At 71.4% G+C, this 22,968-nt stretch carries 24 protein-coding genes; 15 read left to right on the top strand and 9 right to left on the bottom strand.

Annotated elements, in window-relative coordinates:
- Positions 1 to 13: 13 nt before the first annotated feature.
- Both IDM40_RS15505 and IDM40_RS15500 read left to right on the top strand, forming a co-directional pair.
- Positions 14 to 1,135, top strand: coding sequence for a D-alanine--D-alanine ligase family protein (locus IDM40_RS15505; RefSeq protein ID WP_193122713.1), 1,122 nt, complete (start codon positions 14 to 16; stop codon positions 1,133 to 1,135).
- Positions 1,136 to 1,297: 162 nt separating this feature from the next.
- Positions 1,298 to 1,843 carry a Uma2 family endonuclease gene (locus IDM40_RS15500; RefSeq protein ID WP_235997613.1) on the top strand — a complete coding sequence of 182 codons (546 nt, stop codon included), beginning with the start codon at positions 1,298 to 1,300 and terminating at the stop codon, positions 1,841 to 1,843.
- A 3-nt stretch (positions 1,844 to 1,846) separates the two neighbouring features.
- Here the strand turns inward: IDM40_RS15500 and IDM40_RS15495 are convergent, their stop codons facing one another.
- The 5 genes from IDM40_RS15495 to IDM40_RS15475 form a co-directional block, all read right to left on the bottom strand.
- Entirely contained in the window at positions 1,847 to 2,623 is a 777-nt protein-coding gene (locus IDM40_RS15495) for an EI24 domain-containing protein (protein WP_328807031.1), read from the bottom strand.
- Between the two features lie 75 nt (positions 2,624 to 2,698).
- Positions 2,699 to 4,498, bottom strand: a complete 1,800-nt coding sequence (gene cydC, locus IDM40_RS15490; protein ID WP_193122711.1) for a thiol reductant ABC exporter subunit CydC — start codon at positions 4,496 to 4,498, stop codon at positions 2,699 to 2,701.
- Positions 4,495 to 6,498, bottom strand: coding sequence for a thiol reductant ABC exporter subunit CydD (gene cydD / locus IDM40_RS15485; protein WP_235997612.1), 2,004 nt, complete (start codon positions 6,496 to 6,498; stop codon positions 4,495 to 4,497). The genes cydC and cydD overlap by 4 nt, the downstream gene beginning before the upstream one ends.
- A gap of 105 nt (positions 6,499 to 6,603) precedes the next feature.
- The gene (gene cydB, locus IDM40_RS15480) at positions 6,604 to 7,632 is read right to left on the bottom strand and encodes a cytochrome d ubiquinol oxidase subunit II (protein WP_193122710.1); all 1,029 of its coding nucleotides are present in this window, start codon (positions 7,630 to 7,632) and stop codon (positions 6,604 to 6,606) included.
- Between the two features lie 11 nt (positions 7,633 to 7,643).
- Entirely contained in the window at positions 7,644 to 9,089 is a 1,446-nt protein-coding gene (locus IDM40_RS15475) for a cytochrome ubiquinol oxidase subunit I (protein WP_193122709.1), read from the bottom strand.
- Between the two features lie 340 nt (positions 9,090 to 9,429).
- On the opposite strand from IDM40_RS15475, the gene IDM40_RS15470 reads away from it, so the two are divergent.
- Complete coding sequence (locus tag IDM40_RS15470; protein ID WP_193122708.1) at positions 9,430 to 9,981, top strand: hypothetical protein; 552 nt, start codon at positions 9,430 to 9,432, stop codon at positions 9,979 to 9,981.
- Between the two features lie 71 nt (positions 9,982 to 10,052).
- On the opposite strand, the gene IDM40_RS15465 is transcribed toward IDM40_RS15470, so the two are convergent.
- Positions 10,053 to 10,799, bottom strand: a complete 747-nt coding sequence (locus tag IDM40_RS15465; RefSeq protein WP_193122707.1) for a DUF305 domain-containing protein — start codon at positions 10,797 to 10,799, stop codon at positions 10,053 to 10,055.
- Between the two features lie 89 nt (positions 10,800 to 10,888).
- Between IDM40_RS15465 and IDM40_RS15460 the strand changes: the two genes are divergently transcribed.
- The gene (locus IDM40_RS15460) at positions 10,889 to 11,620 is read left to right on the top strand and encodes a DUF3105 domain-containing protein (protein WP_193122706.1); all 732 of its coding nucleotides are present in this window, start codon (positions 10,889 to 10,891) and stop codon (positions 11,618 to 11,620) included.
- 100 nt (positions 11,621 to 11,720) lie between these two features.
- On the opposite strand, the gene IDM40_RS15455 is transcribed toward IDM40_RS15460, so the two are convergent.
- Entirely contained in the window at positions 11,721 to 12,194 is a 474-nt protein-coding gene (locus IDM40_RS15455; RefSeq protein ID WP_407939978.1) for a DUF3515 domain-containing protein, read from the bottom strand.
- Positions 12,195 to 12,256: 62 nt separating this feature from the next.
- Positions 12,257 to 12,490: an Lrp/AsnC family transcriptional regulator gene (locus tag IDM40_RS15450; RefSeq protein WP_017614738.1), complete on the bottom strand. Its 234-nt coding sequence runs from the start codon at positions 12,488 to 12,490 to the stop codon at positions 12,257 to 12,259.
- Positions 12,491 to 12,642: 152 nt separating this feature from the next.
- On the opposite strand from IDM40_RS15450, the gene IDM40_RS15445 reads away from it, so the two are divergent.
- Positions 12,643 to 13,638, top strand: coding sequence for a thiamine-phosphate kinase (locus IDM40_RS15445; RefSeq protein WP_193122705.1), 996 nt, complete (start codon positions 12,643 to 12,645; stop codon positions 13,636 to 13,638).
- A gap of 122 nt (positions 13,639 to 13,760) precedes the next feature.
- On the top strand, positions 13,761 to 14,414 hold the full coding sequence (locus tag IDM40_RS15440; protein ID WP_193122704.1) for a cellulose binding domain-containing protein: 654 nt from the start codon (positions 13,761 to 13,763) through the stop codon (positions 14,412 to 14,414).
- Positions 14,415 to 14,527: 113 nt separating this feature from the next.
- Here the strand turns inward: IDM40_RS15440 and rpmB are convergent, their stop codons facing one another.
- The gene (gene rpmB / locus IDM40_RS15435; RefSeq protein ID WP_193122703.1) at positions 14,528 to 14,713 is read right to left on the bottom strand and encodes a 50S ribosomal protein L28; all 186 of its coding nucleotides are present in this window, start codon (positions 14,711 to 14,713) and stop codon (positions 14,528 to 14,530) included.
- A 381-nt stretch (positions 14,714 to 15,094) separates the two neighbouring features.
- Here rpmB and recG point away from each other — a divergent pair, with 381 nt between their 5' ends.
- From recG to IDM40_RS15390, 9 genes are all read left to right on the top strand, one after another.
- Positions 15,095 to 17,239 (top strand): ATP-dependent DNA helicase RecG, encoded by a 2,145-nt coding sequence (recG, locus tag IDM40_RS15430; RefSeq protein WP_193122702.1) that lies wholly within the window; start codon positions 15,095 to 15,097, stop codon positions 17,237 to 17,239.
- A gap of 63 nt (positions 17,240 to 17,302) precedes the next feature.
- A complete protein-coding gene (gene rsmD / locus IDM40_RS15425) occupies positions 17,303 to 17,866 on the top strand; it encodes a 16S rRNA (guanine(966)-N(2))-methyltransferase RsmD (protein ID WP_193122701.1) in 564 nt (187 codons plus the stop codon).
- Between the two features lie 227 nt (positions 17,867 to 18,093).
- Positions 18,094 to 18,585: a pantetheine-phosphate adenylyltransferase gene (gene coaD / locus IDM40_RS15420; RefSeq protein ID WP_193122700.1), complete on the top strand. Its 492-nt coding sequence runs from the start codon at positions 18,094 to 18,096 to the stop codon at positions 18,583 to 18,585.
- A 242-nt stretch (positions 18,586 to 18,827) separates the two neighbouring features.
- Positions 18,828 to 19,412: a YceD family protein gene (locus IDM40_RS15415; RefSeq protein ID WP_193122699.1), complete on the top strand. Its 585-nt coding sequence runs from the start codon at positions 18,828 to 18,830 to the stop codon at positions 19,410 to 19,412.
- 140 nt (positions 19,413 to 19,552) lie between these two features.
- Positions 19,553 to 19,729 (top strand): 50S ribosomal protein L32, encoded by a 177-nt coding sequence (gene rpmF, locus IDM40_RS15410; protein WP_193122698.1) that lies wholly within the window; start codon positions 19,553 to 19,555, stop codon positions 19,727 to 19,729.
- 437 nt (positions 19,730 to 20,166) lie between these two features.
- Positions 20,167 to 20,901 (top strand): ribonuclease III, encoded by a 735-nt coding sequence (gene rnc / locus IDM40_RS15405; RefSeq protein ID WP_193122697.1) that lies wholly within the window; start codon positions 20,167 to 20,169, stop codon positions 20,899 to 20,901.
- 4 nt (positions 20,902 to 20,905) lie between these two features.
- Positions 20,906 to 21,760, top strand: a complete 855-nt coding sequence (mutM, locus tag IDM40_RS15400; protein ID WP_193122696.1) for a bifunctional DNA-formamidopyrimidine glycosylase/DNA-(apurinic or apyrimidinic site) lyase — start codon at positions 20,906 to 20,908, stop codon at positions 21,758 to 21,760.
- A 125-nt stretch (positions 21,761 to 21,885) separates the two neighbouring features.
- On the top strand, positions 21,886 to 22,206 hold the full coding sequence (locus IDM40_RS15395; RefSeq protein ID WP_193122695.1) for an acylphosphatase: 321 nt from the start codon (positions 21,886 to 21,888) through the stop codon (positions 22,204 to 22,206).
- A 324-nt stretch (positions 22,207 to 22,530) separates the two neighbouring features.
- Positions 22,531 to 22,719 carry a hypothetical protein gene (locus IDM40_RS15390; RefSeq protein ID WP_017614728.1) on the top strand — a complete coding sequence of 63 codons (189 nt, stop codon included), beginning with the start codon at positions 22,531 to 22,533 and terminating at the stop codon, positions 22,717 to 22,719.
- Positions 22,720 to 22,968: the final 249 nt, after the last annotated feature.

Raw genomic sequence — 22,968 nt, 5'->3', positions numbered from 1 at the left:
GAGGGCAGGCAGTATGTCGTCCGAGCAGCGCAAGACCAGGGTCGCCGTCGTCTTCGGCGGACGCAGTTCCGAACACCAGATCTCCTGTGTCACGGCGGGCAGCGTCATGTCCGTCATCGACCGCGACAAGTACGAGGTCGTTCCCGTCGGCATCACCCCGGACGGTAACTGGGTCCTGACCTCCGGCGACCCCGAGGAGCTGCGCATCGACGCCGACACCAAGGCGCTGCCCAGCGTCGGTGGGGGCTCCGAGCTCGCGCTGCCCTTCGACTCCGCCGGCCGGCTCATGGTCGTCGAGCCCGGGCAGGCGCCCGCACGACTGGCCGAGGTGGACGTCGTCCTGCCGCTGCTGCACGGGCCGTTCGGCGAGGACGGCACCGTGCAGGGCCTGTTCGAGATGATGGGCGTGCGCTACGCGGGCGCCGGGGTCTTCTCCAGCGCCGCCGCCATGGACAAGGTCTTCATGAAGTCCATGCTCCTGGGCAACGGCATCCCCACCATCGAGTACGTGGCCGTCACCGGGCGGCAGTGGGAGCAGGAGCGCAAGCGGGTGCTCGACGACATCGCCGCGCTCGGCGGTGCGGTCTTCGTCAAGCCCGCGCGCGCAGGTAGCAGCGTCGGCATCACCCGGGTTCCGGACTCCGCCGACACCGACGCCGTGGTGGCCGCCGTCGACGCCGCCCGCGAGCACGACCCGAAGGTGCTCGTGGAGGCCGAGGTGAGCGGCCGCGAGATCGAGTGCGGGGTGCTGGAGGCCGAGGACGGCGGGCTGCCGGACGTGTCCCAGCCCGCGGAGATCCACGTCGCGGACGGTTTCGACTTCTACGACTTCGAGGCCAAGTACCTGTCGACGAGCAGCCTGACGATCCCCGCGGAGATCCCCGAGGAGGCCATCGGACGCCTGCGTGCCATGGCCGCCGACGTCTTCGAGGCGATGGGGTGCGAGGGCCTGGCCCGCGTCGACTTCTTCTACACCGACGACGGCCGGGTGCTCGTCAACGAGCTCAACACCATGCCCGGCTTCACGCCCTCCTCGGCGTTCCCGCAGATGTGGGCGGCCAGCGGCGTCGACTACGCCGCGCTCGTCGAGCGCATGATCGGCACCGCGCTGAAGCGCCCGGCCGGCCTGCGCTGACACACTCGTGGTCCCCGGGCCGGGGAGTCCCCCGGTTCCGGGAATCACGTCTGTGGAAAACCCTTCGCGGCGGCCCCCGAAGCGCTACCTTCGGAGTGTTCCGAACACCGCAGGGGGTACAGCATGGTGTGTGCAACTGACACGCGGATGGTGGAGACGGTGATGGATCTGCCGACGCTGGCCGAGAACCTCGCAATCCCCGATGGTTACCGCACGGAGATCATCGAGGGGAGCCTCGTCGTGTCGCCCACACCCTCCTACCGGCACGCCCGCATCATCCGGTCGATCGAACGCCTACTCGACCGGAACGGCCCCGAAGGACTCGAATCCCTGCAGTGGGTGACCGTCGAGATCCCCCAGGACGAGGACCGTTTCGTGCCCGACCTCTCGGTGCTGCCCACCGCGGTGGTGGACGGCGACGCGTGGGACGGGCCGGACTGGCTGCGCTCCGCCGATGACCTCGAACTGGCCGTGGAGGTCGTCTCTCGCAGCAGTGTTCGGTACGACTGGGAAGCCAAGACAGCTGGGTACGCTCGCGCAGCGGTCCCGTATTACCTGGTCGTCGATCCGCTCAAGTGCGAGATCGCACTGTTCTCCGACCCCGTGGAGGGTGTGTACCGCACGGTGGAGCGGGCCGTGCCCGGCGCAGCGGTGCGCCTGGGGGAGCCGTTCGGGTTCGAGGTGGAGGCGGCCGCGCTCCTGCAGTAGCGCTCAGGCCTCGTCGGCCTCCGGGGGAGCGGCGGGCAGCAGGTCGCGGGCGAGCACGGTCGCGCCCGCCGTCGCGGCCGGGAACACCACCACGGCCAGGAACGGCACCGCCAGCAGGAAGTACGTCGGGATCGCAAACCCCAGCACCCGCAGCCGCCGTGTGGCCATGTACCGGCGGCGGTCCCTGACCCGGAACAGCCCGCGCCGGTCGAAGGCGTTGGCGACCAGCTCGATCCCCAGCAGCCACCCGCCGGCCACGGCCGCGATCACCGGTCCGGCCATCCACCCGACGAACGGCACCAGCCCGAGCACGAAGACCGTGACCGTCACCGCGAGCGAGACCAGCACGATCCCCGCGGTCTGGCGCACCGAGCGGGTCACCGAGGCGAGCAGGGGGTCGTCGGCCTCCTCCGGGGCACCGCCGAGTTCGTTCTCCACGAGCTCGGCGATCTTGTCGTAGACCGGGGAACCCACCGCCAGCGTCACCGTCGTGAACGAGACCACGAACAGCAGGAGCGCGCCCAGGAGCGTGGCCAGGGAGACCGCTCCGCGCACGAGCGCCTGCCAGGTCTGGTCCCAGTCCGCCGCGAACGGGGTCGCCCACCCCACGAGCTCCTCGATGTTGACCACGAGGGCGATGAAGAGCCCGAGGAAGACCAGCCACACGAACACCGCGGGCAGGGTGCCCAGAAGGAACAGCCGGGGCCTGCGCAGCAGGAGTCCGACGCCGCGCAGCAGGTACCCGAACCCACCGAAGATCTCACGCACAGGATTGCTCACGGGGCGAACCCTAACGGGTCCGTGCGGGGCGTGTTCCGGGGGCGGGGTGGGCACAGGGCCGGGAGGGACACGGGCTCAGCCGGCGACGTCGCGGTACCACCCCTCCTGGGCGAGGAGCTCGGTGTGGGTGCCCGACTGCAGCACGCGCCCCTCGCGCACCACGTGGATCCGGTCGACCCGGTCGAGGCCGGTGAGGTCGTGTGTGATGAGCAGCGTCGAGTAACCCTCCGCCGCGTCCAACAGGTCGGCGACCACCGCGTCGCGGGTGTCGGCGTCCAGGTGGGCGGTGGGTTCGTCCAGCACGAGGACCCGCGGGGAGGCGAGCACCGCGCGGGCCAGGGCCAGGCGCTGCACCATGCCGCCGCTGAGCCCGGTGCCGTGTGTGCCGACCTCGGTGTCCAGGCCGCGGGGCATGGCGCGGACCTCGTCGGCGAGGCTCACCCGCACCAGGGCTTCCCACAGGTCGTCGTCGGTCGCATCGGGGCGGGCCAGGCGCAGGTTCTCGCGCACGGTCGAGGCGAAGACGTGCGGATCCTGGGGCACACCCGAGACCAGCGCGCGCACCTCGTCCGCGGGGTGGGCGGTGATGTCGGCGCCACCGAGCTCCACGCACCCCTCGGCCGGGTCCAGGAACCGCAGCAGCACGGACGCCAGTGTGCTCTTGCCGGCACCGCTCGGCCCGATCACCGCGACGGTCTCCCCCTCGGGCACGTCGAGGTCGACGCCGTCGAGGGCCCACGGTTCCTCCGGCCCGTACCGCACGCGCAGGCCGCGCACGGAGACGGAGGAGCCCTCCTCGGCGACCTTGTCGGCCAGGCCCTCCTCGCGCGCGGGCGCTGTCTGTGCGGGGGTGTCCAGGACCCCGAACAGGCGCTCGCCGCTCGCCCGGATCGCGCCGAGCTTGCCGGCCACCGCGGGCAGCGGGGCCACGATCTCGAACGCCGCCAGCGTGGTCAGGACCAGGACCGCCAGGGAGACGGCGCTGATCGTGCCGTCCCCGACCGCGAGCACGCCCAGGAACAGGGCGCCCCACACGGTGAGCCCGGTGATCAGCGCGTTGGCCCCGGCGCCCAGGCCCAGGACGGCGGAATCGCGCTGTTCCACCCGCGTGAGCACCTCGTCGGCCTCGTGCGCGCGCGCGACCTGCCGGTCCATCGCCCCGTAGGCCACGAGGTCCGGCGCCCCGTGCAGGGTGTCGACCAGCGTCGTGGACAGGGCGCCGCGCGCCTCGGCCTGCCGCTTCCCGGGTCCCCTGCCGAGCAGCGCCATCGCCAGCGGAACCGCGAGCCCGGCCAGCAGGAGCCCGGCCGCGAGCAGGGCACCGCCGGGCACGTACACGGCGGTCAGGACGAGGACGGTCGCGCCGCCGGTCACCACCGACACCAGGGGAGGGGTGAGACCGCGCACGAGCAGGTCCAGCGTGGCCTCGGTGTCGTTGACCAGCCGGGAGACGAGGTCGCCGGTGCGGAACCGGCCGAAGGGTTCGGTCGCCGCGAGCCGCTCGTACACCCGGACCCGCACCTCGGCCAGGGTCCGGAACGCGGCGTCGTGCGTGACCAGCCGTTCCAGGTACCGGGTCACGCCCTTGCTCACGCCGAGCGCCCGGGTGGCCACCACGGCCACGCTCAGCGCGGTGATCGGCGGGTGGTCGGCGGCCACGGCGAGCATCCACGCCGCGACTCCCAGGAGGGCCACCCCGGAACCGGTGGCGGCCGCGCCCAGGAGCACCCCGAGCGCGAACCGGCCGGTCCGCGGGCGGGCGAGCGCGATCATGCGCCGGAGCGGGTCGCGGCGGCGCACCCGTTCGGGCACCGGGGCTCCCGGGTCGGCCGTCTCCAGGAACCCCGTCGCCGGGTCCTCGTGCTTCGCTGTCATCGGCGTGCGCCCCCGTCCGTGCTCGGTACCCGCAGTTCGACCACGCGCAGCCCCGGAGCCCCGCCCGCGCGGTCCGCCCGTACACCTTCGGGGCCGTCGGCCCCGGTCGCGTGGCGTGCGCCGTCCGCGCCTCCGGCGCGTGCACGTTCGGCGCGGGTTCCTGCCGACCCTGCGGCCCGGGTCTGTCCGGTCCGTCTGCCTGCGGGGTCATCGGCATCCACCGGTGCCGGCAGCTCGTCCGCGCCTCCGGTGCGCACGTGCCCGGCTCGGTCCGACGTCTGCTCCGGATGTGTTCCGTCGGGCACGAGGGCCTGTGTCAGCCACCCGGGGTCGTGCGCGACGATCACGGCGGTCCGGCCGCGCGCCAGGCGCGCGACCGCAGTCCGCACGGCCGCCGCGTTCTCCGGGTCGAGGTGGGCGGTGGGCTCGTCCAACAGCACGAGCGGGGCGTCCCGGCACATCGCCCGCGCCAGGGCGATGCGTTGCCGCTGACCCGCCGACAGGCGGGCGCCGCGCTCGCCCAACCGTGTCTCGTACCCGTGCGGCAGCTCGGACACGAACGTGTCGGCCTCCGCGGCCCGCGCCGCCGCGCGGACCTGCTCCATCGTCGCGTCGGGGGCGCCGAGCCGGATGTTGTCGGCCACCGACACGTCGAACAGGTACGGATGCTGGGGCACCCACGCGATGCCCAGGCGCCAGTCCTCGGCCGGGATCGCGGACAGCGGCTCCCACTCGCCCCCGGGCGCACGCACGCTCACCCGTCCGGTGCCGGGCTCGTTCAACCGCAGCAGCAGCGACAACAGCGTCGTCTTCCCGGCACCGCTCGGCCCGGTCAGCAGCACGTGTTCACCCGCTCGCACGGTCAGGTCCAGCCCTTCCAACGCGGGCCGCTCGCGCCCCGGGTAGGTGAGCCCGACCCCCTCGAAGCGCAGGTCGCCAGACGCCGCAGGCGCGGGTGTCCCGGACGGAGCGGGCTCCTCGCCCTCGGAGTCCGTGCCGCGCTTGCGGTCCAGCTCCGCGAAGACCCCCTCGGCCGCGGCCACGCCCTCCATGCTCGCGTGGAACCGGGAACCCACCTCCCGCAGCGGCAGGTAGGCCTCGGGCGCGAGGATCAGCACGAGCAGCGCGGTCTGGTAGTCCATGTGCCCGCCCAGCAGGCGCAGTCCCACCTCGACCGCGACCAGCGCCACCGCGAGGGTCGACAGCAGCTCCAGCGCGAACGCCGACAGGAACGCCACCTTCAGCGTTCCCATGGTCGCCCGGCGGTGCTGTTCCCCGACCCGCCGGATGATCGCGGCCTGCGCCTTGGCCCGCCGGAACACCGCGAGCGTGGGCAGGCCCTCCACGACGTCGAGGAAGTGCCCGCCCAGCCGGCTCAGCAACCGCCACTGCTTGTCGGTGCGCGCCTGCGTGTGCATCCCGATGAGCGCCATGAAGATCGGGATCAGCGGCAGCGTCACCAGGATCACCACGCCGGAGATCCAGTCCGCCCAGAAGACCACCGCCAGCACCGCGAACGGCACGATCGCCGCGAGCGCGAGCTGGGGCAGGTACCGCGCGAAGTAGTCGTCGAGCGCGTCCAACCCGCGGGTGGCGAGGGTGACCAGTTCACCGGCCTTCGGGGCACCCCCGTCGCCTGAGTCCCCCTCGTCCCCGTCGCCGCCGGGCCCGGCGGTCCACACGCGCCCACGGCCCCCGGTGACGTGCGCGACCAACCGCCGCCGCAGCTGCGACTTGGTGCGGGCCGCGCTGTACAGGGCCGAGGCCTCGGAGACGTAGGACAGCACCGCGCGGGCCACGGCCACCGCGGCGACCCCGGCGACCGCCCAGCCCAGGGTGTCGATGCCCTCGCCGTCCCAGGCGCCGGTGATGGTGCGCGCGAGCAGCCAGGCCTGGACCAGGATCAGCCCGGTGGTCAGCACGCCGGCCGCCACGGACACGCCCAGGTGCAGCCGGACCGCGCTCGCCGTGCGTACCAGTCGCGGGTCGAGAGGTTTCATCGGTGGGTGCACCCCGTCCGTGTGGTGGGTGGTTCGGGTCCCGCGGAGCAGCGGAACGCGGCCGTGCCTGCGCAGGGGCGTTGCGAGGACAGTCTTGCCGAGGGGTCACCCTCGTGCGGACTCGGGCTCCACGCTCTCCCCGGTGATCGTTTCCCCGGTGACCCGCTGCCGGAACACCCAGTAACTCCACGCCTGGTACCCCAGCACGACCGGCAGCGCCACCAGCGTCAGCCACGACATGACCGTGAGCGTGTATTCGGCCGAGGAGGCGTTGGCGATGGTCAGCGAGTAGGCGGGGTCGGTCGTCGACGGCAGCACGTTCGGGTACAGCGAACCGAAGACCGTGACCGTCAGGCCGAGCACCGCGATCCCCATCGCGGTGAACGACCAGCCCTCACGCCCGCGCCAGGCCAGCGTGACGCCGACGGCCAGTGCCGCCACGGCCGCCGCCGCGCTCCACAGGGTCCAGCCCTGCCCGTGCTCGGCCTGCGTCCACACGAGGAAGACCGTCGTCGCCGGAACCGCCACCACGGCGCTGCCCAGCGCCGCCGTCCGGGACCGGGTCCGCACCGGCCCGCCGGTCTTCAGCGTCAGGAACACCGCGCCGTGCAGGGTGAACAGCGACAGCGTCGTCAGCCCGCCCAGCAGGGCGTACGGCGTGAACAGGTCGAACAGCCCGGCGGTGACGATGTGGTCGGCGTCCATGGCCACGCCCTGCACGAGGTTGGCGAAGAGCACCCCCCACAGGAACGACGGCACCACGCTCCCCCAGAAGATCGCGAGGTCCCACCACTCGCGCCACCGGTCGCTGTCCCGGTTGCTGCGGTACTTGAAGGCCACACCGCGGGCGATGAGCGCGATGAGGATGGCGAAGACGGGCAGGTAGAACCCGCTGAGCACCGACGCGTACCAGGCCGGGAACGCGGCGAACATCCCGCCGACCGCGGTGAGCAGCCACACCTCGTTGGCGCTCCACACGGGGCCGATGGAGTTGATCGCGACCCGGCGGTCCACGGAGTTGCGCGCGCCGGTGAACGGCAGCAGCACCCCGACCCCGAAGTCGAAGCCCTCGAGGAAGAAGTAGCCGGTCCACAGGACGGCGATGGCGATGAACCAGAGGAGAGCGAGATCCATGTCCGGGCCTCCTAGTAGCTGAAGTGCGGGATCGTGGACTCGTCCTCGTCGTCCTCCAGATCGGGGACGAGGTGGGAGGGCCCCTTCTTGATGTACTTCCAGAGCAGCCCGACCTCGACGACGAACAGCGCCCCGTACACCGCGGTGAAGACCGCCAGGCTCGTCGCGACGGTGGCCAGGTCGACCCCGGGCGAGACGCTCGCGGCGGTGAGGAGTTCGCCGTGCACCGTCCAGGGCTGGCGGCCCATCTCGGTGAGGACCCAGCCGAAGATGTTGGCCAGGAGCGCCGCGGGCAGGGCGGCCATCGCGGCGAAGTAGAACCACTTGCTGTTCGGCAGGCGTTCGCGGCCGCGGGTGAAGTACAGGCCGGCGGCGGCGATGGCGATCCCGAACAGGCCGAGGCCCATCATGAGCCGGAACGACCAGTAGATGACGAAGACGTTCGGGATGTAGTCGCCGGGGCCGTAGTACTCCTCGTAGGCCTCCTGGATGTCGTTCATCCCGTGGACCTCGCCGTCGAACTCACCCGTGGCGAGGAAGCTGAGCACGTTCGGGATGGTCACGTCGATCGGGTTGTATCCCTCGTCGGTGTTGCCGACGGCGAAGGTGGAGAAGGGCGCGCCCTCCTCGCTGTCCCAGTGCGCCTCGGCCGCGGCGAGCTTCATGGGTTCGAACTCGGCGGCGAGCTTGGCCTGGTTGTCGCCGGAGACCACGGTGAACGCGCCGGCGACGAGGGTGACGACGAGGCCGACCTTCAGGGCGCCGCGGAACAGGGCGCGCTCGCGGCGGGGCGGCTCCACACCCGGGTTCCCGGTGTCGTTGTGGTGCGTGTTGCGCCAGATCTTGAACGCGCAGACGGCGACGACGAACAGGCCGGCGGTGACGAAGGAGGCGCCGACGGTGTGGATGTAGGTCGACCAGGCCTGGTCGTTGCTGAGCACGGCCCAGATGTCGGTGAGCTCGGCGCGGCCGGTCTCCTCGTTGATCTCGTACCCGACCGGGTTCCGCATCCAGGCGTTCGCGGCGAGGATGAAGTACGCGGACAGGTTGGTGCCGATGGCCACGAGCCAGATGCAGCCCAGGTGCACCAGGCGGGGGAGCCGGTGCCAGCCGAAGATCCACAGTCCGATGAAGGTGGACTCCAGGAAGAAGGCGAGCAGCGCCTCCATGGCCAGGGGCGCCCCGAAGACGTCGCCGACGAAGCGTGAGTACTCGCTCCAGTTCATGCCGAACTGGAACTCCTGCACGATGCCGGTGACCACGCCCATGGCGAAGTTGATGAGGAACAGCTTGCCGAAGAACTGGGTGGCCTGGAGGTACTCGTGCCGTCCCGTCTTGTACCAGAACGTCTGGAGGACGGCGACGATGAAGGACAGGCCGATCGTCAGGGGGACGAACAGGAAGTGGTAGATCGTGGTGATCCCGAACTGCCACCTCGCGAGGTCTAGTGCTTCCATGCCCGCCTCTCAGGTGCCGACCGCAAGTAGTACTACGAACTGTAGTGCTACTTCGTGTCGTAATGCTCGGGGGAGGCGGTCAACGGGCCCTTCGAGCGGGGTCCGCGGGCCTTCCGGAGGGCTCTCGGCGGGTGTGCGCGAGCGTTGTGGATCACCCCGGTGCGGTGTAGCTTCCGTGCTCGAACCGCTGTGCCCAGGGAAAACGCCTCCGGAGGCCGAGCGTGCGGAGCCGTGCGGAACAGTCCCCTGTGCCCTTGCGCACACAGCGGGGCAGGGCGCTCGGCACCCCTGTGGTAAAAACCCCGGGCACGAGGACGGCCGAGCGGAGAAGGCGGGTTCGATGGAGACAGGAGGCCCCGGCCACGGGCACGGACACGAGGCAGGCACCGCGGTCCCCGGTCCGGGGTTCCGGGGCGTGGACGGGCCGGTCCGTGAAACCCTGCCCGCTGCGCTCCTCCGGGCCCGGTCCGTCATGTACCTCGGCGGCAGTGTCGGCCTCGTCCTCGGTGCGGTCTCCACCGTCGTCCTCGCCGTGCTGGGAAACGGTTCCGAGGCCTACTTCCCTGTCCCCGTGCTCGGCCCGGTGGTCCTGGTCCACGGTGCGCTGACCCTGCTGGCCGCCCGTGTGCTGCACCGGCGCCTCTGGTCCGTGCCCCGGTTCGCCCTCCATCTGCAGGTGTTCCCGGGGGTCCTCGCTCTTGCCGCCACGTGCGCTCTGGGGTGGATCGCCGTCGCGGAGGGCAGCGTCCTGGCCGGGCTCGGGGGCCTGTTCTCGATCCTGTACCTCGTCCACAGCGCCACCGTCGCCGGGTTGATGCTCCGCCCGACCTCCTGGGGCCACTACCCGGGGTACAGCCGTCCAGGGGGAGGGGACCCCCGTCCCCCAGGATGATCCGGACGTACGAGGGGCGCCGCGCGGCCACGGAAGCTGCGCAGCGCCCCAGCACGAACGGTTCTGGGCGGTCAGTCCTCCGGGTCCACCCCGCGGTCCCCGAGCATCCGCTCCATCAGGTCGATCTCGGACTGCTGGGCGTCGACCATGCCCTGCGCGAAGTCCACGACCATGTCCTCGCTGCCGAGCTCCGCCTCCGCCTCGGCCATGTCGATGCCGCCCTGGTGGTGGTCGATCATCAGCTCGAGGAAGATGATCTCGGCCTCCTCGCCCTCGGCCTCGTCCAGGTCCACGAGCTGCTCGTCCGTGGCCAGGCCGGGCATGCGCTCGGGCGCCTCGCCCTCACCGCCGCCGTGGTCGTGGTCCGTTCCCGCCATCCACGCCATGGGCTCCTCCGGCCCGCGGGAGGGCAGCTCCCACTCCATGAGCCAGCCCTGCATGATGCCGATCTGCGCCTGCTGCGTGCGGGCCATGTCGGTGGCGACGGTGTGCAGTTGGGGATCGTCCGTCTTGTCCAGGATGACCATCGACATGTCCACGGCCTGGGCGTGATGGGCGCTCATGTCCCGAAGGAAACCGGCGTCCGCACTGGTGTCCAGCGGGTGCGAGGGGCGCCCCGCGAGGTAGCCGGCGACGAGCGCGAGCACCACGAGGGTCACCGCCATCCACGTCGGTGTGGAGCGCCACGAGCCCTTGGGTGCAGCATCCTCAGGCCCCGCTCCCTCCTCCGGGTTCGTGTCCTCCAGGGGGTCCTCCGCGGTCTCCCCGGTCCCGTCGCTGTCGGCGGAGCCGTCCGCGCGTGGGTCGTTGTGTTCCATCGGTTACATCCTGGTCGTATCGCCCAACGGTGGTGACAAGGTAGAGGATAGGTAAGTACCCGTTGTCCACCCCTATCCCAGGAGACCCAGTGGCCAAGAAGAAGTCGGCCGAGGAGAGACGGCGCCGGGCCGCGGAGCTGAAGGCCCAGCGCATCAAGGAAGAACGCCGCAAGCGCATGTGGAAGATCGCCGGTATCACCACAGCGGCCGTCCTGGTGGTGGGTCTTCTGGTCTTCGCCGTCGTCATGGAGGTCCGGAGCCGCAACATCTCGGGCGTGCAGGAGTTCGAGGGTGTCACCAACAACCACGTCCAGATGGGTGAACGGGTCGACTACGACCAGTATCCACCCGCGGGCGGGGACCACTGGGAGAGTTGGCAGAACTGCGGCGTCTACCCCGAGCCGGTGACCACGGAGCTGGCCGTGCACTCCATGGAGCACGGCGCGGTCTGGATCAACTACGACCCGGAGCTCCCCGAGGACGAGGTCCAGGCGCTCAACGACATGTACAACGACGGCGACTACCTGCTGGTCACCCCCGCGGCCGAGGAGATGGAGGCCCCGATCGTGGCCACCAGCTGGGCCCGCCAGATCACCGCGGAGAACGCCGACGACGAGGACCTGCAGCGTTACGTCCAGATGTACGAGCGCGGCCAGGACGTCCCGGAGCCGGGTGCCGCGTGCTCCGGCCAGATCTCCGAGACCGCCCCGCAGATCGAGGAGCAGCTCGAGGGCGGCGCAGAGCAGGGCGCCGAGGACGGTGCCGAAGGTGACGAGGACGCCGGCGACGAGGGTGAGGGCTCCGAGGAGGAGAACGAGTAACCGCCGCCCCGCACACGGCGGAACCCTCCACCTGGGAGAACACGAGAAGGGGTCGGTGGCCGATACACGGCCGCCGACCCCTTGCGTGTGTCGGGGAGCCTCAGAGGGAGCCGTCGGGCAGCGGCGGGATGTGCTCGGAGATCAGGTCGCTCACCGTCGTCAGCGCCTCCGCCGGGGCCCCGTAACCGGAGGGCACCTGCAGCTCGACGTAGGCCTCGTGCCCGACCGCGGTGAACATCGTCGGGTCGTCCTCGGGCTGGGGCAGCCACGCGACCCCGTTGACCTCCTCCAGGAGCGAGTCCGGCTGGAGGTCGTTGGGGCGGGGCACACCGCAGCGCAGGCTGATCGGGGGGTCGCCCCAGGCGGCCATGGCCTCGCTCTCGGGCTGGACCTCGGCGCGCTCGGCCTCCATCAGGGTGTCGGGGAGTTCTGCCACGAGGTCCGAGCAGACCTCGGTGGTGGTCCCGTCGGTCTCCGGGGGGCTCATCTGCACGGTCTGCGGCCCGCAGCCCGTCGCGACCAGGACCGCACCGAGAGCCGTCACCGCGGCCGTCCCGAAACCTCGTCTGCGCACTGCCTTGCCACCCCGCTCTGTCGGACCCGGAAGGGGAATCTCTGGGCCCGTGGGGGACCCGTTCAGATATTGACGATAGGACACGTCAGGGTACGGGCGATCCCGTCGAGGCGCTGAATACGGGCCACGACCAGGGAACCGAGGGCGTCGACGTCGTCCGCGCGGGCCTGGACGATGACGTCGTAGGGGCCGGTGACGTCGTGGGCCTCGTCCACACCCGGGATGTCGCGCACCCGCCCCGCCACCTCCGAGGCATGACCGACCTCGGTCTGGATGAGGATGTAGGCCTGCACCATGTGTACTTCTCCTTCGGTCGGAGCCGGTGGAACGAGCGGGGCACCGGCCGACCGCGAGGGGCGCGGCAGGTGTCGAAAAAAGTGACGGCGCTGGACACAGCCCCTGCAGAGGTCTGGACCACGCGCCGGAGCGTCACCGTACCCTGATCCCTGTGCGGAACACCATCGGGGGTCTGGGCGAGTTCACTCTGATCACACGCGTGACAGCCCAATTCCCCACCACGGACGACGTAATCCTCGGCCCCGGCGACGACGCGGCGATCGTCGCCGCCCCCGACGGGCGGACGGTGGCCACCACCGACGTGCTCGTCGAAGGGCGACACTTCCGCCGCGAGTGGTCCAGCGCGCGCGACGTGGGGCACCGTGCGGTGGCCCAGAACTTCGCCGACATCGCGGCCATGGGCGCGCGCCCCACCACCCTGCTCATCGGGTTCGCCGCGCCTTCCGACCTCCCCGTGCAGTGGGCGGAGGACTTCACCGCGGGCGTGCGCGACGAGTGCGCCGTCGCCGGCGGAACGGTCGTGGGCGGCGACATGGTGGGATCCGACACCCTCACCATCGCCGTCACCGCACTGGGCGACCTCGGCGGGGCCGACCCCGTGCTGCGCAGCGGCGCCCGGCCGGGTGACGTGATCGCCTGCACCGGGCCCCTGGGGCTCTCGGCGGCCGGCCTCGCCCTGCTGGAAGGCGGCGTCGACGGGCCCGCGCTGTGCCTGTCCGAGCACCGCAGGCCGAGCCCTCCCTACGCCGCAGGGGCCGAGGCCGCGCGCCTGGGCGCCACCGCGATGCTCGACATCAGCGACGGCCTCGTGCAGGACCTCGGCCACGTCGCCCGGGCGAGCGGGGTGCATATCGATCTGGACTCGATGTCCCTCGAACCCGACCCCGAGCTCCTCGAAGCGGTCCGCATCCTCGGCACCGCCCCGGAGCGGGCGCCGGAGACCGCCCGTGGTCTCATGTTGGCCGGTGGGGAGGACCACGCGCTCGCCGCGGCCTTCCCTCCCGACGCCGAGCTCCCCGCGCACTGGCGTCCCGTGGGCCGCGTCCGACAGGCGTCCGAAAAGGCCGGGTCGGGCACGGACTTCGGTGTCACGGTCGACGGTTCCCCAGCTCCGGGCGGGGGATGGGACCATTTCGGCCCGGGGTGAGCGCACTCGGATTTGTCCTGTTTGGCTCTCGCGCTAGGGTTTTCCGCGCGGCTCGTGTGATGTGAGGAAAGGTCTGCGACCGGGCAACGGGGCAGCGTCGAGAGGGCGGTTCTTTGAGCGGCATGGGTAAGCGGCGTGCGACGACGCGTCGCGGCGCGCACCGCAGCGAACCCGAGGAGGCCGGTGCCCTGCGGCGCTTCAGCGGGTTCCTGGGCAGCACCGTGCCCAAGCGTGTGGAACCGCCGCGCCTGCTCAACGTCCTGGTCGTCTCCGGCGTGATCCTGGGGCTGCTGCTCTTCGGTTACAGCACGACCCAGATCTACCTGCAGTTCGGCGGCAACCCCGGCGTTCCCGAGAACCCGGGAGCCGTGGAGGACCTCGACCCCGAACCCTCGCCCGACCGCGGATCGGCCGGCCAGGAGGGCTCCGGCAGCACCGACGGCCCCGAGACGCAGGCCGGAACCGAACCCACGACGGTCGCCTATCGCGTCGTGGACCGAACCGACGCGGGGTTCACCGGGCACGTGACGCTCACGAACACCTCCGAGAGCCACCTGGACGCGTGGGAGCTGGCGCTGGCCTTCGACCACGCGGAGGTCACCGAGGTGCACGACGCCGACTGGGAACCCCTGGACGACGGTGTCCTGGCCCGGCAGCCCGGGGGCGAGGACGGCCTCGACCCGGGGGACTCGGTCACCGTCTCCTTCGATGCCATCGGCGACGCCGAGGACCCGCCGGCCCGGTGCTCCCTCAACGGCCACGTCTGCGACCTCTGAGGGGCTGAGGGGCGCTGCGCCCCCGGAGGCCCACCGGCAGAAGACCCCCGGAAACGACGAAGGCCCCCCGACGGTGTCGGAGGGCGCTTCGAGATGATCCTGCGGCCGGAACCCTAGCGGGTGACCTTGCCGGCCTTGATGCACGAGGTGCAGGCGTTCACGCGCTGGGGCGTGCCACCGACACGGGTGCGGACGGTCTGGATGTTGGGGTTCCAGCGGCGGCGGGTGCGACGGTGCGAGTGGGAAACACTGTTACCGAACCCTGGTCCCTTGCCGCAGACGTCGCAAACGGAAGCCACGGTAACTCCATTCAAGCGCTCGGGATCGCGCACGTCGCCGCACGCGAAGGGTCTGATCCGACCGGGAGAGGTCGAGGGCAGGTCGGCGACATGGTCGCCAACCGTCGAAGAGTACACGAAAAGCATGGTCGGACGCGGAATCGGGCCGCAGACCGAACCTCTTCGTGTGCAGGTGGGCCGTGGTGGGAGCGAGAGCTCCATCACCCACCGGAGCATCGCACGAGCTGTGCGGGCACAGCGAGGACGCGATGAACGGTGTCGAGTATACCCCGCTTGCGAAGGGCTGGGTGCCGACGCGGGTCTCGCACCGCCACGGCGGGCGCCGAACCTCTACCGTAGCGGTCAGCAGGCGGTCATCAGCGAATCCGGACGGGAACCACAGTGAGCACCTGGGACGAACCGCTGCGCACGGCCCTCGGCGGCTCGGCGCGCACCTTCAAGGACAAACTCGACCTGCACACGCTCGGGGACCTGCTGCGTTATTACCCCCGCAGGTACGACCGCAGGGGAGACCTCACCGACCTCGCCGTGCTCCAGGAGGGCGAGGACGTGACCGTGCAGGCGGAGGTGCTCGACGCCCGCCGCCGCACGATCCCCGCCCGGGGCAAACGCCGCCGGATGGACATGCTCGAGGTCACCGTGACCGACGGCACCGGGCGCCTGCACCTGACCTTCTTCAACCGCGGCTCGTTCCACCAGGGCAAACTCGTCCCCGGCCGGCTCGCGATGATCTCCGGCCGGGTCTCCACCTACCGGGGCCGCCGCCAGCTCGATCACCCCGAGTACCAGCTGCTGGAGGGCGAGGAGCTGTCGGAGGAGGAGGCCCGCGCCTACGCCGACCAGCTCATCCCCGTGTACCCGGCGGTGAAGGGGCTGGACTCCGCGCGCATCGCCGTGGCCGTGGAGATGGTCCTGGCCCGGGTGGACGAACTGCCCGATCCCCTGCCCCCGCAGGTGCGCGAACGGCGGCGGCTCGAGGGGATCGCCGAGGCGCTGCGCGGGATCCACCGCCCGGAGAGCGACAAGGACATCGGCCGTGCCCGGCGGCGCCTGAAGTGGGACGAGGCGTTCGTGCTGCAGCTGGCCCTGGCGATGCGGCGGCACAAGGCCGAGGAGCTGCCCGCGCGGCCCCGCCCCGGTTCCGACGAAGGGATCCTGGCCGCCTTCGACGCGCAGCTGCCGTTCACCCTCACCGACGGGCAGGCGCAGGTGGGCGAGCGCCTGGCCGAGCGGCTCGCCGGCACACACCCCATGCACAGCCTGTTGCAGGGCGACGTGGGCGCGGGCAAGACGCTGGTGGCGTTGCGCGCGATGCTGCGGGTCGTGGACTCCGGCGGGCAGGCCGTGATGCTGGCGCCCACGGAGGTCCTGGCGCAGCAGCACCACCGTTCCATCACCGCGATGCTCGGGTCCTTGGCGCGGGCCGGGCAGATCGACGGCGCCGAGCACGCCACGAGGGTGAGTCTGCTCACCGGTTCGATGGGGGCCGCGGCCCGGCGCGAGGCGTTGCTGGAGGCCGCGTCCGGGCAGGCCGGGATCGTCGTGGGCACACACGCGCTGTTGCAGGAGCACGTCTCCTTCGCCGACCTGGGCTTCGTCGTGGTCGACGAACAGCACCGGTTCGGGGTCGAGCAGCGCGACGCCCTGCGGGAGAAGGCCGCGGAGGGGCGCCCGCACGTGCTGGTCATGACCGCGACACCCATCCCGCGGACCGTCGCGATGACGGTCTACGGCGACCTCGACGTGGTCTCCCTCACGCAGCTGCCGTCCGGGCGGGCGGGGACGTCCACCCACGTGGTCCCGGCGCTGGACAAACCGCACTTCCTCGCCCGCGCCTGGGAACGGGTGCGCGAGGAGGTCGGCAAGGGGCGCCAGGCGTTCGTGGTGTGCCCGCGCATCGGTGACAACGACGACGACTCCTCGGCCTCGGTGCTCGACCTGCACGCCCGCCTGCAGAAGGAGCTCCTGCCCGACCTGCGGGTGGCGCCCCTGCACGGTCGGATGGCCCCGGAGGAGAAGGACGAGGCGATGCGGGCCTTCGCCGCGGGCGACATCGACGTGCTGGTCTCCACCACGGTCATCGAGGTCGGTGTGGACGTGCCCAACGCCACGACGATGGTGATCATGGACGCCGACCGCTTCGGGGTCTCCCAGCTGCACCAGCTGCGCGGACGTGTGGGGCGCGGGGACCTGCCCGGCCTGTGTCTGCTGGTCACCGAGGCCGCGGAGGGCACACCCGCCCGAACACGGCTCGACGCGGTGGCCTCGACCACCGACGGGTTCGAGCTCTCCCGGGTGGACCTGGAGATGCGGCGGGAGGGCGACGTGCTCGGGGACACCCAGTCCGGTGCGCGTTCGAGCCTGCGCATGCTGACCCTGCTGCGCGACGAGGAGCTCATCGGGGAGGCGCGGGAGGAGGCGTCCCGCCAGATCGAGGAGGACCCGGATCTGACCTACGCGCCGCTCGCCGAGGCCCTGGACACCCTGCTGCCGGAGGAGCGCGCGGAGTACCTCGACAAGGGGTGAGCCCGGGCGGGGCAGCGGGAGGTGCCCGGGTCGGGCGCACCCCGCCGCCGCTACCGTGGTGCCATGACCCGCATCATCGCCGGAACCGCGGGCGGTCGGCGCATCGACGCCCCCGACGGCCGCACCACGCGCCCCACCAGTGACCGAGCCCGGGAGGCGCTGTTCTCCTCCGCCCAGTCCGACCTGGGAACCCTGCACGGTGCGCGTGTGCTGGACCTGTACGCGGGTTCCGGCGCGATCGGCCTGGAGGCGCTGTCCCGCGGGGCCGAGCACGCCCTGCTGGTGGAGGCCGACCGGAAGGCCGCCGCGACCGTCAGGGCCAACGCCAAGGCGCTGCGGATGCCGGCGGCCCGGCTGGTCGTCGACCGTGTCGAGCGGGTCCTCGCGAGCGCCCCGGACGCGCCCTACGACCTGGTCGTGGCCGATCCGCCCTATCCGGTCGGCGAGGAGGAGCTCGCCGGTGTGCTGCGCTCCCTCGTGGACCAGGGGTGGCTGGCCGAGGACGCCGTTGTGGTGCTGGAACGCTCCAAGCGCAGCCCCGAACCCACCTGGCCCGACGGCCTCGAACGCGACCGCAGCCGCACCTACGGCGAGGCCGTGCTCTGGTACGCCCGTCCCACCCCCTGACCCGCGCACGACCAGGGGTCCGGGGGCCCGGGCGTCCGAGGGGGCTCCCGGGTCACGGGGGCCGGAAGCGGGTGCGGGAGGATGGCGGGGGGTATGTGTCCGTCATGCACGCCCTGGACATGATCTGCCGGGATTGATCCGTATGTGATCCGTGTCCCTCGTCCGCGGAGCCGCGGGCGCCGGGCCCCGGCAGGTACGAGACAACCTTCGGAAAGGGGCGATCCACCGTGCGCCGTGCCGTCTGCCCGGGCTCGTTCGACCCGGTCACCTACGGTCACATCGACATCGTCGGCCGCGCCGCCAAGCAGTACGACGAGGTCGTCGTCGCCGTGTTGAACAACATCAACAAGCGCGGGCTCTTCAGCGTCGAGGAGAAGCTCGACATGCTCTCCGAGGGCACGGGGGACTTCGGCAACGTGAGCGTCGCCGACTTCGACGGCCTGCTCGTCGACTACTGCCGCGCCAACGGCATCGACACCATCGTCCGCAGCCTGCGCTCGGTCAGCGACTTCGACTACGAGCTCCAGATCGCCCAGATGAACTACCGGCTCTCTGGTGTGGAGACGGTCTTCATGACCGCGAACCCGCAGTACTCGTTCCTGTCCTCCAGCCTGGTGCGGGAGATCGCCCAGCACAACGGCGACGTCTCCAGTCTGGTCACCCCCTACGTCCAGAAGCGCCTGCGGGAGAAGTACGCCGAGCGCGCCGCGGAGCAGTGAGACAGGGGCACAAGGTCCCTGTCCGGGCTTGATTTGGGTGGTCGCGGACATGGTAGGTAGAATCCTGGTTCGACCATGGGCGTCGTCCGTAGTACACGGCCCTCGCCCCGCCGATCCGGCGGAGGGACCGAGGTCCCGTCACCGGGAGGGACCCTGGCCGGCACCGCCGGCCCCGTTCCCGGCACCGGCCACAGCACGTGAGCGGTGTCCGGCAAGCTCCGAAACCCTTTCGTGAAAGCGCGATGACCCAGTCCCGTCTTGATCCCCGTGACCCGTTCGTGGTCGACACCCGCCCGCTGGGCCGCCAGCCGGGGTCGATGCGGACCGTCAACCGCATCGTGAACGTCCCCGAGGCGTTCGCGACGCCGATGGCGTCCATCCCCGAGGGCGCGGAGATCGAACTCGACCTCCGCCTGGAGGCCGTGATGGAGGGCGTCCTCGTCACCGGCACCGTCCGGGGGAGGATGACGGCTGAGTGCTCGCGTTGCCTCGACCCGCTCTCGGAGGACCTGGAAGCCAGTTACCAGGAGCTCTTCCGCTACCCCTCCGACAGCAGCGAGGGCACCGGCGACGAGGACACGGACGAGGACGCCGACGATGAGGACTACTATCTTGAGGGCGACCTGCTCGGCCTCGAGCCCGTGGTCCGAGACGCCGTCGTTCTCGCTCTCCCGCTCTCACCGTTGTGCGGTCCGGACTGTCCCGGCCTGTGCCCCGAGTGCGGGGTCAAGCTCGCCGAGGCCGGTCCCGACCACGGCCACGGTGAGCGCATCGACCCCCGCTGGGAGGCGCTCCGCAAGATCGCGGAGGACCCCGGCGAACGCTGAGAGCAGCGCCCCGTGCACGCGGGACGTCCCGGCATCCGGCCCGGGCCGCCCGTGACGGAGCACACCACCCCGCACAGCACGCGGGGCTGACCAGACGATCGACCCTCCCGCGACCGCGGGGGTGACCCAGGAGGATTGAAGTGGCCGTCCCGAAGCGGAAGATGTCGCGGAGCAACACCCGGACCCGTCGTTCCCAGTGGAAGGCGCAGCGCCCGGCGCTGGTCAACTGCCCGCGCTGCCGTGACCCGAAGCAGCCCCACACCGCGTGCCCGACCTGCGGCACCTACAACAACCGCCAGGTCACCAACCCGGCCTAGGCTCGCCGTGCCTTCTGCAGGGCCCCCGGCCCGCGGAGACCGGCCCGAGATGCCGCGCTGCCCATGACGGGGAGCGCGGCATCTCTGTGTCAGGTGCCCTGCCGCGCCCTCCTCCCGCCCGACCCGGGACGCGTCTCACGCGACAGGACCGCGAGGTACCGGGGTGGGCCGCTCGCAGGGCTTTGTAGAGTGGTGGCGCAACCCACGGGTGCCGTCCGGGGCCGGTCGCAGACCCGGCCGTGGTTCCCGAGTTCGTGGTGGCTGCCGGGGGAGTCGCACTCCCGCGACGATCACCTCGTTTTCGAGCACCGCGGCCGTGACCGGCCCACGCGCGCCCGATCCGCCCCAGCGCCGGGCAGGTGGGAGTGAGGAAGGTACCGGGGGCCGCCCGCGCCGCCCCGGGCCCGCCCGGCGCACGACCAGGGAAGTGTTCACGCGTGGCCAACCAGCAGCTCTCCGCCTCCGAGTCCCGGGCCTTCAACAAGGCCATCGGTGTCGAGATCGACCCCGGGATCGTCCTGCGCGCCCTCACGCACCGCTCGTACGCCTACGAGAAGGGCGGCCTGCCCACCAACGAGCGCCTGGAGTTCCTCGGGGACTCCGTGCTCGGCCTGGTGGTGACCGACACCCTCTTCCGCAAGCACCCCGACCTGCCCGAGGGCCAGCTCGCCAAGCTCCGCGCCGCCGTGGTCAACATGCGTGCGCTGGCCGACGTCGCCCGCGACCTCGGCATCGGCGAGTACATCCGGCTCGGCCGCGGGGAGGAGGGCACCGGGGGCCGCGACAAGTCGTCGATCCTCGCCGACACCCTCGAGGCGATCATCGGCGCCGTCTACCTCGACCGCGGGCTCGACACCGCGTCGGAGTTCGTGCACCGCCTGTTCGACCCGCTCATCGCCACCGCCTCGGGCCTGGGCGCCGGCCTGGACTGGAAGACGTCCCTGCAGGAGCTCACCGCCTCCGAGATGCTCGGCGTGCCCGAGTACCACGTGGACGAGTCCGGCCCCGACCACCAGAAGACCTTCCGCGCCACCGTGCGCGTGGCCGGCGAGAGCTACGGCCTCGGCGAGGGCCGCAGCAAGAAGGAGGCCGAGCAGCAGGCCGCGGAGTCGGCGTGGAAGGCGATCCGCGCCCGCTCCGAGCAGGCCGCCGACGATGGCGGACAGGGGTAGAACCGTGCCCGAACTGCCCGAGGTCGAGGTCGTCCGCCGGGGGCTGGAGGCCCACGCCGTGGGCCGCAAGATCGGCCGCGTGGAGGTCCTGCACCCGCGTTCGGTGCGCCGCCACGTGCCCGGCGCCGCCGATTTCGCCGCCCGCCTGTCCGGCGCGGTCCCGGTGTCCGTGCGCCGCCGCGGCAAGTACATGTGGCTGGTGCTCGACACCGGTGACCTGCTCCTGGCCCACCTGGGCATGAGCGGGCAGATGCTGGTCCAGCCCGCCGAGCGCGGGGACGAGAAGCACCTGCGGGTGCGCCTGCCGCTGTCGGACGGCCGTGAACTGAGGTTCGTCGACCAGCGCACCTTCGGCCACCTCATGGTCGACACCGGCGGCGACCACCCGGACGTGCCCTCCGTGGTCGACCACATCGCGCTGGACCCGCTCGATCCCGCCTTCGTGCCCGGCGACCTCGTCAAGGCCCTGCGCACCAAACGCACCGAGGTCAAGCGCGCCCTGCTCGACCAGTCCGTGGTCAGCGGCGTCGGCAACATCTACGCCGATGAGGCCCTGTGGCGTTCGGGCCTGCACTGGGGCCGGTCCACGCGCGGGCTGTCCGACGCCCAGGCGCTCGGCCTCATCGCCCACGTGCAGGACGTGATGAACGAGGCCCTGGAGGTCGGCGGCACGACCTTCGACGGCCTCTACGTCAACGTCAACGGCGAGAGCGGGTACTTCGAGCGGGGACTCAACGCCTACGGACGCCGCGACGAACCGTGCGGCCGCTGCGGTGCGCCGATCGTGCGCGAGGCCTTCATGAACCGCTCCTCCTTCTCGTGCCCGCGCTGCCAGCCGGCCCCGCGCGCACGCCGCTGACCTGTCCCTGCACCGGACCGCGCTCGCCCCCTGCCCACCGCAGGTGATGCTGTGACGCATGGGGCGCACGTGGTGCGGCATCGTGGTGAGGAAAGTTTGTCGCGAAGGTAAGGAAGGCGCGCGCCGTGAACGAGAACGAGGGCGGGAGCCCCGAAGGCACCGAGTTTCCGGACGCGGACGTCAGGCTGACCGCGTGGGTGCGCGGACACGTCCAGGGTGTGGGTTTCCGCTGGTGGGCGCGGGCCCGCGCGCTCGAGGAAGGTCTCGTCGGTGCGGCGACCAACCTCAGCGACGGCCGTGTGGAGGTCGTGGCCGAAGGGCATCGGGACGCGTGCGAGCGGCTGTTGGGGCATTTGCGCGGCGGTCGCACGCCCGGCCGTGTCGATTCCGTCGTCGAACGCTGGGCCCGACCCGGGGGTACCTTCACCGGATTCGTCGAACGGTGAGTATGCTGGAGGGGTGACGCGATGCGAATCGCTCCGAGCGGCCGAGTCCGAGGGCCCCGCGCCCGCGGCCTCAGGCAACGAACCCGGTGACGGGGGTGGCCGCTCATTCGTATCGCGCGGTGCCACGTGTCCAGGACGTGTCTGTCCGGATACTGGCCGTCACCGATTGTCGTAATCCAACCTTGACCAGTGACGCGCACGGTGAGACTCTGGAAGGCACACCGCGCAATATTTCCGGCCCGCTCGTGGCCGTCACGCCACGGAATCTGCGGGACACCGCACGCGCACATCACCACTGGTCACTCAGTGTGGAGGACCCACATCATGGCGAAGGCTCTGTTTGGCCACGTCGGCGGCTCCGACCCTCGTATGGTCCAGGAGATGCGCCGGTTGCAGAACCGGGTACGCGACCTCGAGGCCGAGGTCAGCCGACTTCAGGCCCGTAACGACCAGCTCAGCATGGCCGTCACCGAGGTCTCCGGTTCGTCCGACCGGGAGCCCGCGCTCGCCTGAGCGCCACCGCCGCGGTGACGGCTCCGAACCGTCACCCACCGCCGGCGTGAGGATCCTTTGACGGGGACGCCGAAGGCACGATCCAGGCGTCCCTGGGGATCACACCGAACCGCCACGCGGCCGACCCTTTTCCACCGCCCGCACGATCCTTTCCTTTCCGTTGCGGCTCTATTGACGTTGTACCCGGCGGCCCGAGCGACAACCCTCCGTGTCCGCCGGACATCCCCCCTCTCACATCCCCTTCCCGAG

It is taken from the genome of Nocardiopsis coralli (assembly GCF_014892575.1).
Classification (GTDB): Bacteria; Actinomycetota; Actinomycetes; order Streptosporangiales; family Streptosporangiaceae; genus Nocardiopsis; species Nocardiopsis coralli.
Note: the sequence above shows the minus strand (reverse complement) of the source record. Positions and strands in the feature narration are given on the sequence as shown.